The organism is Streptomyces sp. NPDC058964, from assembly GCF_042741275.1.
Taxonomy (GTDB): Bacteria; Actinomycetota; Actinomycetes; order Streptomycetales; family Streptomycetaceae; genus Streptomyces.
The window spans coordinates 1-15666 of the sequence record NZ_JBHYKH010000189.1 but is presented as its reverse complement, the minus strand read 5'-3'; the positions used below and the strand labels follow the sequence as shown (position 1 = coordinate 15666).

At 73.5% G+C, this 15666-nt stretch carries 11 protein-coding genes and 2 pseudogenes; 5 read left to right on the top strand and 8 right to left on the bottom strand.

Annotated elements, in window-relative coordinates:
- Positions 1 to 353 precede the first annotated feature (353 nt).
- The 4 genes from ACFW2E_RS23000 to ACFW2E_RS22985 all read right to left on the bottom strand — a co-directional run bounded on the left by ACFW2E_RS23000 (position 354) and on the right by ACFW2E_RS22985 (position 4983).
- Positions 354 to 2297, bottom strand: a complete 1944-nt coding sequence (locus ACFW2E_RS23000; protein WP_384468946.1) for an FUSC family protein — start codon at positions 2295 to 2297, stop codon at positions 354 to 356.
- A gap of 38 nt (positions 2298 to 2335) precedes the next feature.
- Positions 2336 to 3247, bottom strand: a complete 912-nt coding sequence (locus tag ACFW2E_RS22995; RefSeq protein ID WP_384468948.1) for an endonuclease/exonuclease/phosphatase family protein — start codon at positions 3245 to 3247, stop codon at positions 2336 to 2338.
- Positions 3248 to 3290: 43 nt separating this feature from the next.
- Positions 3291 to 4229 (bottom strand): hypothetical protein, encoded by a 939-nt coding sequence (locus ACFW2E_RS22990; protein ID WP_384468945.1) that lies wholly within the window; start codon positions 4227 to 4229, stop codon positions 3291 to 3293.
- 319 nt (positions 4230 to 4548) lie between these two features.
- Positions 4549 to 4983 carry a hypothetical protein gene (locus ACFW2E_RS22985; protein WP_384468944.1) on the bottom strand — a complete coding sequence of 145 codons (435 nt, stop codon included), beginning with the start codon at positions 4981 to 4983 and terminating at the stop codon, positions 4549 to 4551.
- Between the two features lie 71 nt (positions 4984 to 5054).
- On the opposite strand from ACFW2E_RS22985, the gene ACFW2E_RS22980 reads away from it, so the two are divergent.
- Both ACFW2E_RS22980 and ACFW2E_RS22975 read left to right on the top strand, forming a co-directional pair.
- Entirely contained in the window at positions 5055 to 6248 is a 1194-nt protein-coding gene (locus ACFW2E_RS22980; RefSeq protein WP_384468943.1) for a PP2C family protein-serine/threonine phosphatase, read from the top strand.
- 86 nt (positions 6249 to 6334) lie between these two features.
- Positions 6335 to 7387 (top strand): hypothetical protein, encoded by a 1053-nt coding sequence (locus ACFW2E_RS22975; RefSeq protein WP_384468942.1) that lies wholly within the window; start codon positions 6335 to 6337, stop codon positions 7385 to 7387.
- 5 nt (positions 7388 to 7392) lie between these two features.
- On the opposite strand, the gene ACFW2E_RS22970 is transcribed toward ACFW2E_RS22975, so the two are convergent.
- Both ACFW2E_RS22970 and ACFW2E_RS22965 read right to left on the bottom strand, forming a co-directional pair.
- The gene (locus tag ACFW2E_RS22970) at positions 7393 to 9360 is read right to left on the bottom strand and encodes an Ig-like domain repeat protein (RefSeq protein ID WP_384468947.1); all 1968 of its coding nucleotides are present in this window, start codon (positions 9358 to 9360) and stop codon (positions 7393 to 7395) included.
- A gap of 124 nt (positions 9361 to 9484) precedes the next feature.
- The gene (locus ACFW2E_RS22965; RefSeq protein ID WP_384468941.1) at positions 9485 to 10726 is read right to left on the bottom strand and encodes an amidohydrolase; all 1242 of its coding nucleotides are present in this window, start codon (positions 10724 to 10726) and stop codon (positions 9485 to 9487) included.
- Positions 10727 to 11034: 308 nt separating this feature from the next.
- On the opposite strand from ACFW2E_RS22965, the gene ACFW2E_RS22960 reads away from it, so the two are divergent.
- Positions 11035 to 12378: a tetratricopeptide repeat protein gene (locus ACFW2E_RS22960; protein WP_384468940.1), complete on the top strand. Its 1344-nt coding sequence runs from the start codon at positions 11035 to 11037 to the stop codon at positions 12376 to 12378.
- 36 nt (positions 12379 to 12414) lie between these two features.
- Here ACFW2E_RS22960 and ACFW2E_RS22955 read toward each other — a convergent pair whose 3' ends face one another.
- Positions 12415 to 13191, bottom strand: a complete 777-nt coding sequence (locus ACFW2E_RS22955; RefSeq protein WP_384468939.1) for a hypothetical protein — start codon at positions 13189 to 13191, stop codon at positions 12415 to 12417.
- A 289-nt stretch (positions 13192 to 13480) separates the two neighbouring features.
- Between ACFW2E_RS22955 and thrS the strand changes: the two genes are divergently transcribed.
- The gene (gene thrS, locus ACFW2E_RS22950) at positions 13481 to 14725 is read left to right on the top strand and encodes a threonine--tRNA ligase (protein WP_384468938.1); all 1245 of its coding nucleotides are present in this window, start codon (positions 13481 to 13483) and stop codon (positions 14723 to 14725) included.
- Positions 14726 to 14735: 10 nt separating this feature from the next.
- On the opposite strand, the pseudogene ACFW2E_RS22945 reads toward thrS, so the two are convergent.
- Positions 14736 to 14998 (bottom strand): annotated as a pseudogene (locus tag ACFW2E_RS22945) (hypothetical protein); the annotation flags it as partial.
- A 136-nt stretch (positions 14999 to 15134) separates the two neighbouring features.
- Here ACFW2E_RS22945 and ACFW2E_RS22940 point away from each other — a divergent pair.
- A pseudogene (locus ACFW2E_RS22940) lies at positions 15135 to 15666 on the top strand (nucleoside hydrolase); the annotation flags it as partial.

Below are 15666 nucleotides of genomic sequence, written 5' to 3'. Positions count from 1 at the left end.
CTCTTTCTGTTGCTGGCCTGGTTTGTGGTCTCCTTCCTCCTCCCTTTGTTGGTGCGCGTCCGTTGCTCCCGCCCGGGGCTCGGGTACGTGGGCGGTGGCGGTGGGCTCCGGCTCGGAGGACGGAGAGGGGACCGGCGCGGGGGCCGAGGTCGGCTCCTGGTCCTGCGAAGGAACCTGCTCCGCACCCTCTGCCGTGGCCGTACGACCCTTGCGTGACCGGCCGAATGCGTTCCGCAGGAGAGTGAGAATGCCCATGTGCGCAACCCTTCGCGTGAGTTGTTCCCGTCGATCCCTGGCCAGGACGGACACGTAAGGTTAGCGGCCCCGAGTTGCGATCTTGGGGAGGGGCGATATCAGTGCGGTGACGCTATCGCCCTGGCCGCCGCCACCTCCTGGCGCAGCGGTTCGAGGACGCTTCCGGCGGGGCCCGTGAGATCCGTCCGGACCTCGACGAGGGTCTCCGAGCGGCGTACGCCGTCCGACAGCTCTCTCAGCTGCAGGGCGACCTGGGCGATCTCGGCCCGGGCCGGGGGCGGTGCGCCGTGGCGTACCCGGACCCGGGCCGCCGTCGTCGCGTCGACGATGCGTTCCACGGCGACGACCAGGGGCCACCACGCGGCGGCGCGGCGGCCGGTGGGCGGGGGCTCGGTCAGGGCGCGCTGGAACTCCGTGCGGACGACCGAGAGGTCGCGGTAGAGACGGCGGCGCATACGGGCGCGGGCCGCCGGTTCCGTACCGTCGCCGAAGGCCGACTCCACGTAGCGCGCGGTGTCGGCGACGGCGTCCGCGAGACGGTCGCCGACCCGGGTGTGCCAGCTCTCCGGCCAGAGCAGATAGCCGGCGACCAGGGCGATGGCGCAGCCCAGCAGCGAGTCCGTCAGACGGGGCAGCAGGAGCGCCGTTCCCTGGTGGTTCAGGTTGTCCGACAGGAGCAGGATCACCGGGGTGATCGCGGCGGTCTGGTAGCCGTAGCCGCGTGGGGTGAGCGCCGGGATCAGCGGCGCCAGGACCATCATCACCGGTACGTCCCACCAGCCCCTCGGCACCTCCGCGAGGACCGCGGCCGCCACCACCAGCCCGGCCACCGTGCCCAGTGCGCGCAGCAGCGCCCGGGAGAAGACCGAGCCGAAGTCGGGCTTGAGGACGAAGGTGATGGTGAGGGCCACCCAGTAGGAGCGGGCAACCGGGACGATCGAGACCAGGACCTGGGCGAGTCCGATGCACAGGGCCAGACGCAGGCCGTAGCGCCAGGAGTTGGCGGACAGGGTGACGTTGCGCGCGGCGCGGGCGGTGCGGATGCTCAGGGCGGCCGGACGCCCCAGGCGGTCGTCGATGCCGCGCGGGTCCACGTCGGGGGCGGCGACGACCTCGGCCGCGTGCCGCAGGGCGTGGTCGACGGCGCGGGTCGTCTCGGTGGTCGGGGCGGGGAGATCCAGCGCTGGCGGGCCGTCGTAGCCGGTCTCCACCGCCCGGGCGAGATGGCGGACCGCCTCCGGGACCTGCGGGGCGAGCGGACCGCCCGCGAGGCGGACGGCGGGTGCGGCCTCGACGACCGGGGTGATCGCGTTCAACTGGGCGAGCAGTCGGGTCAGTTCGGGGCTGCGGCCGTGGTGCCGGGCGCGGCGGGCGAGGATGAGGTCGTACGACTGGTTCAGGGACTGGGTGACGACACGCCTTGCCTCGTCGTACTCCCCCGGTCCCGCCGTGCCGCAGGCGGTCAGCAGGTCGGCCACGGTCCGGTAGGTGTCCGCGACCGCGGCCCGCTCCGGCACCCCGGACCGCAGCGGCCAGGCGAGCAGGGCGAGGAGGAGGACGAGCAGGCCGCCGGCGGTCATCAGGGCCGGGGTGAGCCACCAGGCGCCGGGGAGCGGAAGTCCCGCGCCGATCACGGCGTTGAGCAGGAGCAGCAGTCCGGACACGGAGGCCACCGCGCCGATCGTCGAGATCATCCCGGAGACCAGCGCGACGCCCGTGACGACGGCGACCGTCAGCCAGCCCTGCCCGTAGACGAGCGCGCCCAGGGTGACGCCGACGGCGCCGAAGAGCTGGGGGACCGCGATGTTGAGGATCCGCATGCGGTAGGCGTCGGCGGTGTCACCGATGACGCCGGACAGCGCGCCCATGGAGGCGAGTGCGCCGTAGGCGGGCTGTCCGGCCGCGAGACCGATGGCGAGGGGCAGTGCCATGGCGACGGCGGCTCGGGCCATGGCGGGCCAGTTGAGGGGCGCCCGCTGGGGTTGGAGGTTCCGGACCAGCCAGTCGGGAGGAGTGAGGCCGATGGGGAACTCGCGGGACATGCGCCCATTATCACCGCTTCACCGTGCCGGGATTCGGGTCATTTCCGCTGGTGGAGCGTGATGTCGACAAGCAGCGCACGGTGGTCGGTGCGGGCGAGGCGCAGGAACCGGGCGTCGTTCGCGGAGAAGTCCCGGGACACCAGGACGTGGTCGATCTGGGCGCCGATCACCGCGGAGGTCCGGGCGGGCCAGCTGGGGGTGCGGTCGTGCCCGGCGAGGCGGGCCGCGTCGTACAGGCCCGTGTCGAGGATGCCGCGGAAGGCGGCGTGGTCCTGGGAGGCGTTGAAGTCGCCGGCCAGGATGGTCGGGACGTCGTCGCCGGCCCGGGCGAAGTCGCGCAGCAGGCCCAGTTCGCGGCGCCAGAGGCCGAGTTGACCGGGCAGCGGGGGCATGGGATGGGCGAGCTGGACGCGGACCTCGTGTCCGCGTACGTCGGCGACGGCGCCGGGCATGCCCATGGTGCCGGGGACTCCGGCGGTGCCGTGGAGCGGGAAGCGGCTCAGGACGAGCGAGCCCTCGGAGCCGCCCGCCTCGACCGCCTGCCGGTGCGGGAAGGCGCTCCCGAAGTCCCGCTCCAGGGTGGCCCGGCAGGTGTACTCGCACTCCTCCACGAACACCAGGTCGGGACGCAGCCGCCGGATCTCGGGGACGAGGGAGCCGGTCCCGCGGCCGAACTCGACGTTCGAGGTCAGCACCCGAAGCCGGGCCAGGGGCGCGCCGACGGGTTCCGCGGTCCTGCCGTACGGTTCGGCGAACCACGCCAGCAGCCCGAGGACGGCCACCCCCCACACCAGGCCGGGCCACCAGCGGGCCAGGAGCGCGCACAGCAGCGCCGCGACCGTGGGGACCAGCAGCCAGGGCAGGAAGGCCAGCAGCTGCGGTACGGGCGTGACGCCGTCGGTGCCGGCCGCACGGCAGCCGACGACCGCGCTCACACCGGCGAGGAGCAGTGCCGCACACCAGGCGCCGAGTCTTCGTCCGGCCCGCCGCGGGCTATCGGCCCTCGGCTCCCCGTTCGGCTCGAACGGTCTCGTTCCCGAACCCCGGACGGGCTGGTAGGTCACGCGTCCGAGCGTACAGAATCCGGACGTACCGGGTCAGCCATACCGTCAGCGCCACCGCCAGACCCAGTCCCACCAGCAGCCAGGAGACCGTGCGCAGGGTGGCGGTGAGGGCGTCGTAGACGGCGCCCACGGCCGAGTGGGGGACGTCGGCGGGCAGGTCGGCGAGGGTGAGGCGGCGGCCGACGGCCAGGGCCGCGCCGAGCAGGGCGCCGCCCAGGGCCGTGCCGAGCGCGACGGCGACGACCGCCCGGCGCCGGTGGACGGCGAGGGCGATCCCGGCGCCGGCCAGGACGACGGCCGCGACGGGAAGCCAGAAGCCGGCGACTTCGAGCACGTGGAAACCCTTCCGTAGGGGGCCCAGCCGGCCCGCGGGGAGCACGGCGACCGCGGTGTGCGCGACCGGGATGCGCGCCGCCAGCGGCACGTGGTCGTGGGCGAGTTGCCGTTTGACCTGTGCGGTGACGGGGGCGAGGTCGACGGTCACGGCGTCCTCGAGCTCGTCGTCCTCCGAGCGGAGCGCGCGCAGGATGGCGTCGTGCGTGGCCCGGTTGCCCGCGTTCCAGGCCAGGCGGAAGGCCGCGGTCTGGGTGAAGGAGCGCACCGCGTCGTGCACGAAGGGGCCGACCGTGCCGCGCATCGGGCGGACGTCGAACCGGTCGTCGACCTCGCGCATGATCCCGGCGCCGACGGTGTCGGCGACGGCGTTGCACACGTCCGGGTCGCTGGCGAGCGGCGCCATCGCCGTGACGTACCCGTCGGTGTCGGTGAGCCCGTAAGCCGCCCAGGCCGCCAGTGCGCCGAACGGCACGAGCAGGCAGGAGAGGGTGATCAGCGCCGCCGACAGGGCGCTCCTGAGACGTGGGGGCACGCTTTCAGGCAAGGGCCTGGGGGCCGGGTGCGCGAGCGGTGTGACTGCATTCGGGGTATTCCCCGGCGTTCCAAGGCACTTCGCGGCATGCGGCGCACCGGGTCGGGGCCGAACGGGCGTCGCTCCGACCGGCCCCCGGACGGAGCGGGGATCACGCGCTCCGGTGGAGGGTTGACCCGGACGGGTGTTTCCTGGAACCGGAACGTCTCCGACCGGACCGGGGCGGACACCGACCGGGGCGGGAGGGAGTGGTGAGGTGGGAACAGGGGAGCACGCGGACCCCGGCCGTCGGGCCGGGGTCCACGTGCCGTCTTCCGGGTCAGCGGATCCGGTGTCCCGCCGCGTCCTCGTGCGTGTAGTAGCGGTAGAACAGCGTGCAGAACACGGCCACGCCGATTGCCACGCCCAGCACCGCCGAGGCCAGCACGCCGTGCCCGCGGCCGCTCAGGCTGTAGAGGAAGCCGACCGCGATGGCCCAGAAGGCGCCCCACAGCACCGCGTGCACTTCGCGGGGCAGACGCGGGGCGAGGGCCTGGAGGCCCATGTACAGGGCGATGAACACGATCGTCGTCACGAAGCCGAAGAGCACGTTCCAGCCGGTGATCGGTCCGCCGTAGCGGGTGTTGGCCGCGGCCCAGTACCCGTAGACGAGTCCCAGTGCCACGGGCACCGCCCACCTGGCGGTCGCGTGGGTCCGCTCGCTGAACACGTCGGGCGTGCCGCCGCGCCGGGCCGCGGGTGCCGCATGAGCCATGAGAGCACTCCTCTCTCCTCGCCCCCGCCTTCCAGAGCACACCTGGGGAGGGCGCCTGGCAAGTCGACCGGATGCGGCCTGTCCGCTCCCGTGTTTGGCTGAGGTGCGTGACCGAGGACGAGGACCTGCGGCATCAGCAGTTGCTGCGGATCCGCGGCTGGAGCGTCGCCTGGGTGGCGCCGTTGCTGATGCTCATCGGGATCGCGGTGATCGACTTCAACACCACCGAGCGGTTCCGGATCATCTCCTGGATCGTTCTGGTGCCCGGCATCGCCGCCGCGATCTGCGGGGTGTGGACCACGGCATTCTTCGCGCTGGTCTCGGCCGTCGGCTATTTCGTGCTGGACAGCGCCTGGCCGGACGAGTACCAGGCGGGCCTGCCCGACTTCATCCTGGTCGCCCTCGGTGGTCTCCTGGCCACGCTGGCCTGCGCGGTCCGGGTGCGCGGAGAGCGGCGCATGCTGCGCATGCGGGACATCGTCGACACCACCCGCCGTACCGTGTTGCGCCCGCTGCCGCCGGGCTGGGCGGGCATCGAGCACGCGGAGGCCTATCTGGCCGCCGACACCGACGCCCGTGTCGGCGGCGACTTCTACGACATCCAGCCCGGCCCGTACGGCACCCGCGTCCTGGTGGGAGACGTGCAGGGCAAGGGCCTGGGCGCGGTGGAGGCCGCGGCCGCGCTGCTCGGCACCTTCCGGGAGGCCGGGTACCACGAACCGGACCTCGCGACGGTCGCCGCCCGCCTGGAGACCCGTATGCTGCGCCACCGCTTCCACACCACGGCCCTCGGCCGCGACGACGGCGACCGCTTCGCCACCGCCGTGCTGCTCGGCTTCTCGGACCTCGAAGCAGGCACGGTGGAGGTCGTCAACTTCGGCCACGACCCCCCGCTCGCGGTCGGCCCCGGCGGAGTGCGCCGGCTGCCACCGGGCGACCGACTCCCGCTCGGTCTGGCCGAGCTCGCTCCCGGTGCCGGTCCGCCGTCCCCGGTCCGGGTGCCGCTCGACCCCGGTGAGACGCTGCTGCTCACCACGGACGGCGTGACCGAGGCCCGGGACGGCCACGGGGCGTTCTACGGGCTCGTCGAGCAGGTCGCCCGTACCGTCGCCGCCGACCCGGGCGTCGCCGAGCCGGGGCGGCTGGTCGCCCATGTCCGCGAGGACGTCCTGCGCCACAGCGGTGGCGTCCTGGACGACGACACCACGATCTTCGCGGTCCGGCGTCCCCAAGGGGCCGCGTTGGAGGGAGGTTTGTGCTCCTGACACCCACCTTTGCAGCCGCAGCGGTTACGGTGCTGCCCTGACCGATCACGGGATCGACGACTGCGGGACCGACGACAGGGGGGACGATGCCCGGAACCGTGCTGCTGCTCGCGGCCTCGCCGATGGGCCGGGGGCAACTGGTGGACGCGGCCTCCGTGCTCCCCGTCCTGGCGGCCGTCGCTCCCGCCGTGCTGTCCGGCACGGACACCGCCAACGTGGTCGAACTCGCCGATCCCCTGGAGCCGCAGGCCGTCCTCACCCGGCTGCGGGCCGCCGCGGCGGCCCCCGGCCCGCTGACCGTCTTCGTCACCGGTCAGCTCCAGCTCGACCGGCGCCAGCGTCTGCCCCATCTCGCGCTGGCCCGCACCACCCCGGCGACCGTCCGCTACACGGCGTTCCCCTGGCACTGGATCAAGGAGGAGCTGCGGCTGCGGCCGAGCGGCGCGACGACGCTGCTGCTCGACCTGCACGCCGACGCCGAGACCTGGGAGCACCTGGCCGCCGACCCGCTCGACTCGGGTCGCAACAACGCCGTTTACGGTCGCATCGCCCCGCCGCCGCGGCGCGGCCTCGCCCGGCCGTCGTACATGAAGGCGGTGGCGACGATCCTGCGCAGCGGGCACCGGCCGCCGCTGGAGCAGCTGCACCAGCAGGTGCTCGCCCGGCTGGCGGCGGAGACCGCCACGAACGTCCTGCTGAGCACCACGACACCGGGCGGTGGTGACCCGCACGCGGCGATCGCCGCGGCCGTCGAGGGCGGGCGGCACGCGGAGGCGGACGGGCTCGCGGCGCGGTGGGAGCAGGCGGCGGTGCGGGCGCACGGGCCGGGTTCCGAGGAAGCGCTGCACTGGGCCGAGGTCCGGGCGGATCTCGCGATGTTCGCGGGGGACCCGGTGCGCAGCTGCCGTGCCTGGCTGACGGTCGCCCTCGCCCGGCTGGCCGCCGGGCAGGCGGCGGACGCGCCCGCCGTGGAGTCGGCCGCGGACCGGGCCCACCACCAGTGGGGGTGCATCAAGGACACGGCGCGGGCCCGTGAACTCGGGCCCGCGCTCGCGGAGTTGAGGCTCAGGGTGCCGGGGCGCAAGGAGGGTGCGCTGGACCATGTCCAGCAGCACCTGCGTCAGCTCCAGACCCAGTAGCGGCCTCAGTTGGTGAACGTGAAGTACTTCCAGGGGCCGTACGTCGTGGAGTTCACCGTGTCGCCCGAGGTGCCGTTGATGTAGTCGGAGCGCATCCGGAAGCGCCAGCCGACGTCCTCGCCGTGGTTGCCGGTCACCTGCACCTTGGAGGTGCCGTCGGAGCCGAGCTTGAAGTACTGCGAGTCACCGGGGTACCAGGTGCCCTGGTAGTACACCTGGAAGTCGAAGCGCTGCTGACGGCCGGGGAAGTACGGCATCTTGGTCGTGAACAGCGGGTTCTTGGACTTGTGGAAGAAGTAGTAGGTGTGGCCCCACGTGCTCCTCGACTTGTAGTGGCCGCTGACCGACGTGGACACGCTCACCTTGGCGCCGACCGTGCTGTTCGCGGACCGCGCCTCGTAGCGGGCGTCGCCCGCGAACTTCGCGGTGACCTTGGTGTCCCGCTTCAGGTCGAGGGTGACCGACAGGTCGCCGTGGGAGTTGACCGTGCCCTTCTTCACCAGCTTGTTGGGCTTGTCCGAGCCGAACGGGTCGGCCCAGATCTCCACCGTGCGGTTCTTGTAGGTCGTCCCCAGGTGGGCCGTGAACTTCACGTCCTTGCCGTAGGAGTACACCTTGCCGTTGTTGTTGAGCGTCAGCGTCGGCCTGGCACGGGAGACGTCGACGGTGTCCGTGCCGGAGCCGGCCGCGTGGTCGGCGTCGCCGGCGTACTTCACCGTGTACTTGACCTTGCCGCCGGCCGGGGGCGTGTCCGTGAAGGAGTAGGTGCCGTCGGCCTTGGTGGTCACCGGGGCCAGGGACTTGCCGTTCGGGGAGTCCAGGTCGGTACGGGTGACGGTCAGACCGGTGCCGGCGGGGAGGGCGATGGCCGAGGTGACCTTGCCGGTGACCGTGAGCTTCTTGGCGCGCGGGGCCGACGACGGGGCGTTCACCGTGACGGCGGTCGCCGCCTTGGTGGGCGCGTCGAAGTAGCGCAGGGAGTAGACGCCCTCGCTGTTGGAGGTCACCGCGAACAGGCGGGAGGCGTCCGGCGTCCAGGCCAGACCGGAGTCGGCGAGCAGGTCGGAGCCGCTGGTGCGGCCGGTGTTGGGGAAGTCGTACTGGCGGACCGAGGTCGTCGCGCCGGGCCGGTACACGTACACGTCCGGCTCGTAGGAGCCGGAGATGCCGGCCGCGACCGTGCCGTTCGGTGAGATGGCCACCGAGTTGGGGTAGGCGTCGCTGGCGTACTGGCCGTCCGCCGTGAGGTCGGAGGTCTTGAACACCTGGTGGTGGTACGGGGCGCCGCTCGCCACCACCACGTCCTTGCCGTCGGGCGTGACCTGGAGGTCGCCGAGCGTGCTGCCCGCGTCCGAGGTGTAGGCGAGCCGCTTGGCGGTGCCCGAGGAGACGTCGTACGAGGCCAGGTAGACCGGACTCTGCCCGATCGCGCCCGCCACCAGGGTGTCGGAGCCCGGGGCCGCGTCCAGCATCGGTGCCTGGTACCAGAAGGTGCCCTCCTGGCCGAGGGTGACCTCGTGCTGCTCGCTCGTCAGGTCGATCGAGCCGATGTTGCCCTCGCCGGCCGCGCCGTAGCCGAACCACAGCTTGCCGTCGGCCAGGGCGACGCTGGTCGGGGCGTCGCCGACCGCGTAACGGGCGGACTCGGTGTCGGTCGCCGTGTCCAGGGCGACGACCGCGTCCGCGCCCTGCACGGCCGCGTACAGCGTGCCGGAGTCGGCGGACAGTTCCAGACCGGTCACGGCGGGCAGGCCGGTGACCTGCTTGACGACGGTCCCGGAGTAGTCGGTGACGACGATCTTGCCGTTGCCCGGGTCACTGACGAAGACGCGCTGGTGGACGCCGTCCACCACGATGTCGCCGGTCGACTTCACCGGCAGGACCTTGCTGGAGTCGGCCGACGCCGGCGTGGCGGCGAGCGCCGCCGAGCTGAAGAGGACCGCCAGGGTGGTGGCGGCCGTGAGGGTGCGCATACGCACGCTGATTCGAACCCCCTGGGTCGAATGAGGAAAAGGGCGCCACGGAACACGGCCGGCATGTGTGTGCCCGGTGAGCCGTGTGTGGCGGACGTGCAAAGACTAGGTGCTGAACGCTAGGTCATGCCACTGACAAAAAGGCGAGCGCCCCCGACACGAGCGTCCGCACACCCGGTGCCACGGTGCCCAGGTCCGGCGCGAAGTGCGGGCTGTGGTTGCTGGGCACCGCCTGGAGCTTCTCCGCGAGGCCGTCGCCGGACGCCCGGTCCCACACCTGGGCCGGAGTGGTCGTCACGAACCAGTAGGAGTACGGGGCCGAGCCCACCGCCAGCTGGGAGAAGTCCTCGCTGCCCATCGCCGGGCCGGGATCGAAGACGGTCCCGGCGCCGAAGACCTCGCCGTGCACCTCGGCCACCCGGCGGTCGGTGCCGGCGTCGTTGACCGTCACCGGGAAGGTGTTGCCGACCGTCACCTCGGGCTCGCGCGGGCAGCCGGCGGCCAGGCACTCGCCCCGCGTGATGCGCCGGATCGCGGCTAGCATCCGCTCGCGCACCTCGGCGGACTGGGTGCGCAGGTTCAGGGCGATACGCGCCTCGGTGGGGATGATGTTGTGCCGGGTGCCGGCCTCGATGCGGCCGACGGTCAGGACGGCGGACTCACGGGCGGCGAGCTCACGGGAGACGACGGTCTGCAGCCTGGTGACCAGGTACGCGGCCGTCACCACCGGGTCCACGGTCGTCTCGGGCCGCGACCCGTGCCCGCCGCGTCCGTGCACGACGATGTCGACGTCCGTCGAGGCGGACATGATCAGCCCCGGCACGTGCGGGTACAGCCCGGCGGGTCCCGGCGCCGCGTGCTGGCCCAGCAGCACGTCCGGGCGCGGGAACCGTTCGTACAGCCCGTCCGCGACCATGCGGGCCGCGCCCTGTCCGCTCTCCTCGGCGGGCTGCCCGACCACCAGCAGGGTCCCCGACCAGGTCTCCCGTCCGGCGGCCAGCGCGGCGGCCGCCCCGGCCAGCCAGGTGACGTGCAGGTCGTGCCCGCAGGCGTGCATCACGCCGTCGGTCTCCGAGGCGTACGGCAGGCCGGTCTCCTCGCGCACCGGCAGCGCGTCCATGTCACCGCGCAGCAGCACGACCGGACCGTCCCCGTTGCGCAGCAGGCCGGCGACACCGGTCCCGCCGATCCCCTCGGCCGTCTCGAACCCGGCCGCCCGCAGCCGTCCGGCGAGCTTTCCGGCGGTGCGGTGCTCGTTCAGGGACAGCTCGGGATGGCGGTGCAGATCCCGGTAGAAGTCCTCCAGGTCCGGGACCGGGAGGTCGGCGGTGAGGTCCAGCGCTGTGCGGGCGGCGGGAGAGGTCACGGATCCAGCGTAGGCCCGGCCGGCCGGATTCAGCGCTGCGTCTGGCGGAGATGGTGGGGCTGGTGCGTCTGGCGGGAATCGGCCGCTCTTGCCGGACCCGCGTTCGCCGCCGTTATCAGGGCGGCGACGGCTATCACGGCGGCGGCCAGGCCTCTGGCGTAACGTGCGGTGGGTCGTGCGGATGTGCGTCCGAGCACGGCAACCTCGCAACAACAGCGGCGTGTTAAGCATGCTTAATACGCGGTTTAACCTAGGGGCTGACGGAGCCTAACGGCAAGGGCTGCAGGGGGAGTTGGGGGAGCCGGCGGATGCAGGAGCGGGATGACCCGGAGATCATCGGGCGGCGGGTGCAGCAACTGCGCACGGAACGGGGGCTGACGCAGCGGCAGTTGGCGGAGCCCGCCTACACGCCCGCCTATATCTCGACCCTGGAGGCGGGCCGGGTGCGCGCCTCCGACGACGCGCTGCGGCACATCGCCGGGCGCCTCGGCGTAGCGTTCGAGGAGCTGGCCAACGGGCGCCCCGCGCACCTCGCCACCGATCTGCGCCTGCGGCTCACCGAGGCGCAGCGCACCCTCGCCACCGGGGAGGCCGAGGACGCGGCCGCCCAGTACGCCGCCCTGTTCGCGGAGGCGCAGACGCACGGGCTGCAGCTGGAGCAGGCCACCGCGCTGCTCGGGCTCGGCGAGTGTGCGCTGGACACCGGTGAACTGGTCGAGGCCCGCCGGTACTTCGAGCGGGCCGAGGAGCGGATGGCCGGAGAGCCGCTGCCGGTCCGGGTGCCCGCGCTGCGGGGGCGGGCCGTGTCCCACTACCTCGCGGGTGAACTCCGGTACGCCGTCTACCTGCTGGAGTCCGCGCTCGACGAGCTCAACCGCGGTGGGCTGCACGACCCGGACGCCCTGCTGCTCCTGTACGCCAGCGTCATCGGGCCCTACATGGACATGGGCGCCCACGCCCGCGCCGCCCAGGCGGCCGAGTTCGCCCTGGCCATCGCCCCCCAGGTGGCCGACCCCGCGCTGGTCGCCCGGATGCACCGCTCCGTCGCCCGTACCCTGCTGGCCGAGGGCCGGGTCGCCGAGGCCGACGCCTCGCTGGCCAAGGCGGCCGAGCTGTACCGCCAGCTGCAGCTGCGCACCGAACTCGCCAACTGCCACTGGATGCGCGGATACGTGTACGCGCAGGACGGCGAACTGGAGCGTGCCGAGCACGAGCTGCGGGAGGCCCTCACCATGCTCTCCGCCACCCGCGCCGCCCTCTACAGCAGCCAGGCCGCCGTCGAGCTCGCCGACGTGCTGCACCGGCGCGGCAAGTCGGACGAGGCCGCCGAGCTGCTGCAGGGGGTACTGGGGGACCTGTCCTCCGAGCGCGGTGCCGTGCACTCCGCCGCCGCGCACCGGCTCCTCGGCATCATCGCCGAGGACGCCCGGGACACGGAGGCGGCCGAGGAGCACTACGTACGCGCCCTGAGCCTGCTGGAGCGGGCCGGGGCCGCGGGTGACCTCGCCGATCTGTGCCGGCTGCTCGGCGATCTGTTGCGCCGGACCGGGCGGGTCGAGGCCGCGCTGGATGCGTACCGGACGGGGCTGGGGCACCGTACGGTCCCGGGCACCACGACCCTCGGGCCCGCGCCCGCCCAGCCGCCGCTGTGAGGGCCACGGACCGGCGCACGCGCGCGCCGGTCCGCGTCAGGCCTGGGCCCGCCCCTGTTCCCGTACCTGCGTCAGGCGCTGGGTGCCGAGTTCGAGAGCCTGGCGGACCACGTCCGACGGCGGGGTGCCGAGCGCGCCGTCGGTGAGGACGATCGCGTCGTCGCCGACCCGCACCACGGCGACGTCCAGCGTGAGGACGGAGGCGTCGCCGTCCTCGTCCAGGGCCTGTCCCGTCAGCGTGACCCGCAGGCCCTGCCGGGCGTCCCCGACCGCCAGCAGCTCGGCCTCGGCGACCTGCACGGTCTGCAGGCCCGCGCGGGTGGTGGCGGCCGTGAACTGCGCGCACGTCTGAGGCAGCGTCTTCAGCCAGGCCAGCGTGCGGTCCGCGTCCGCCCGGCGCTGGGCGGCGACCCGGTAGCGCAGCTGCGCCTGGTCGTCGCCGTCGTCGAGGGCGGTCACGGCGTAGGTCCCGGCAGGCTGCCCGAGCAGCTCGTCGGCGTACAGGGCGTCGAGCAGCCGCTGGCACTCGGGGGCCTGGGTGGTCGCCTTCAGCAGTCCGTCCCGCCAGGTCGCGATCCCCTCGGCCGGTCCCCACGGCACCCCCAGATCGGCCTCGGTGATCAGGGCGGCCCGTACCTGGGCCGCGGTGAGGACCACGGGGGCCGCCGGCGAACGCTGCCCGGCGGCGGGGGCGGTGGGCGACGCCGGCCGGGCCGCCCGCTCCGGCTGGGCTCCCAGGCAGCCGGCGGCCGTGACCAGCACGCCGACGGTGAACACGGAGGCGGCGAGGAGACGGGCCGGGCTGACTGACATGGCGGGGGCCTCCTGAGCGGGCCGGTGACCGGGGTACGTGTACTCACGGCACCACCCCCGCGCCCCTCCCACCAGCGCGACGAGCCGTCCGGGTGAGTGCTGCCCCGGGTGGGGGCGGCCCGTCGGAAATCGGTCGACCGGACCCCGTGCTCCCGATACCCTCGGTCCATGCAGCGCGCCCAGTCGTACCCCTTCCTCACGACGACGCCGGAGAGTGTCCCGGCGCGCTGACAGCTGACCCAGTCCGAAGCCCCGGGGCGAGTGCCCCGGGGCTTCGTCGTGTCACGGGGTGTTCGCCTCCCTCACCGAGGAGACCACCGTGCACGACCACCGCCGGCTCGGCCGCGAGCTCGACCTGTTCGACACCGACCCGCTGATGGGCGCCGGGCTGCCGTACTGGCTGCCCGACGGCGCCGTCGTACGGCACACCCTGGAGGAGTACGTCCGCGACGCGGAACGCGCGGCCGGGTACCGGCACGTGTACTCGCCCGTGCTCGGCAAACGCGAGCTCTACGAGATCTCCGGGCACTGGGACCACTACAGCGACGACATGTTCCCGCCGATGGAGCTGGGCTCCGAACAGGTCGTCCTGCGCCCCAGCCTCTGTCCCCACCACGCCCTGATCTACCGGTCCCGCCCGCACAGCTACCGCGAACTGCCGCTGCGCATCGCCGAGCTGGGCGGCATGTACCGCTCCGAGCTGTCCGGTGTGCTCGGCGGACTCACCCGGGTCCGGGCCATCCAGCTCAACGACGCGCACATCTTCTGCACCCTGGACCAGGCCGTCGAGGAGGCCGGGGCCGCCCTGGCGCTGATCGGCCGTGCCCACGCCGACCTCGGCATCCGCGCCGCCCGGTACCGCCTCTCCCTGCCCGGCGAGGGCGGCAAGTACGTCGCCGACCCGGCGCTGTGGCGGCGGGCCACCGCGCTGCTGAGGAAGGTCCTGGCCGAGTCCGGCGTGGACCACGAGGAGGCGGAGGGCGAGGCCGCCTTCTACGGTCCCAAGATCGACGTGCAGATCGCCGATTCCGCCGGGCGCGAGTCCACCCTCTCCACCGTCCAGATCGACTTCCACCAGCCCGAGCGCTTCGATCTGCACTACATCGGTGCCGACGGGACCAGGCACCGGCCGGTGATGGTGCACCGCAGCGTCATCGGGAGCGTGGAGCGCGCCGTCGCCCATCTCGTCGAGGAGCACGGCGGGGCCTTTCCGGCCTGGCTGGCGCCGGTGCAGCTGGTCGTGCTGCCGGTCGCGGACGAGCAGCACGCGCAGGCCGGGGCCGTGGTGCGGGAGGCGGTCGCGCGGGGGCTTCGGGCCGAACTGGCCGCTCCGGAGCAGGGCAGCCTCGGCGCGCGGATCCGGGCGGCGCGCCTGGTGCCGTACCAGGTCGTGATCGGCGCGCGCGAGGCCGGCGGCGGCGAGGCGGCCGTACGGCTGAGGGACGGCCGCCGGCCGGGGAACCTGCCCGTCGGTGAACTGCTGGACCGGATCGCCGCACGGGTCGCGGCACGCGGAACCGCGCTGTGGGACTGAACCGTTCCTGCAGACTGAGCGGAAGTGAGTCCTGTCGCCAGGACCCGTGCTCAGCCGGACGTCCCGAACGGTGTCGGGTGTCCTGGTCCGCCGCGTTCGCTCCGCGTCCGGGGGGCACGGACCGGGTCCGTGGTCCGGGAATGCGGGGGCGGCTTCCCTCACGTCCTGGGGTGCCTGGTCCGGCCTGGACGGTCCGATGCCCGCGACGACCGCTCTGGTCGTCGTGGGGCGGTGCCGTCCGTCGCCGGTCGGATGCCCGAGGGCGCGCCGTCCGGCCCAGCCCGGACATTCACCCGTGCACGCCGGAACCTCGCCTGCAATGTCATGCGACAGGAGTTCGCCACCCCGCATAGGGTCGGGGCGGGGGAAGAGGGAAGAGGCACGAGGGACCAGAGAAGGAGCCCCCGCCGTGACCGACCGGACGACCATTCCCGTGATCATCGACTGCGACACCGGCGTCGACGACGCCCTGGCCCTGCTGTTCGCCGTACGCCATCCGGGACTGGACCTGCGCGCGGTCACCTGCGTCGCCGGGAACACGGACGTGGACGGCGTGGTCCGCAACACCCTGACCGTGCTGGAGCGGGGGGGGGGGGGGGGGGGGGGGGGGGGGCCGGGGGGGGGGGGGGGGCGCGGGGTGGACGCGCCGCGCCCGGCGGCGCGGGGCGGCGCCGCGCACGCCCCCCCCCCCCCGCGCCCCCCGGCACGTGCACGGCTCGGACGGCATGGGCGACCTCGGGCTGCCCGCGCCCGCCCGTTCCCCCGTCGGCGTGGACGCGGTCACCCTGCTGCGCCGCGAGATCCTCGCCTCGCCGCGGCCGGTGACCCTGATCCCGACCGCGCCCCTGACGAACATCGCGCTGCTGCTGCGCACCCACCCCGAGGTGACGCGCAACATCGAGCGGATCGTGTTCATGGGCGGGGCGGTGACCACCGGGAAC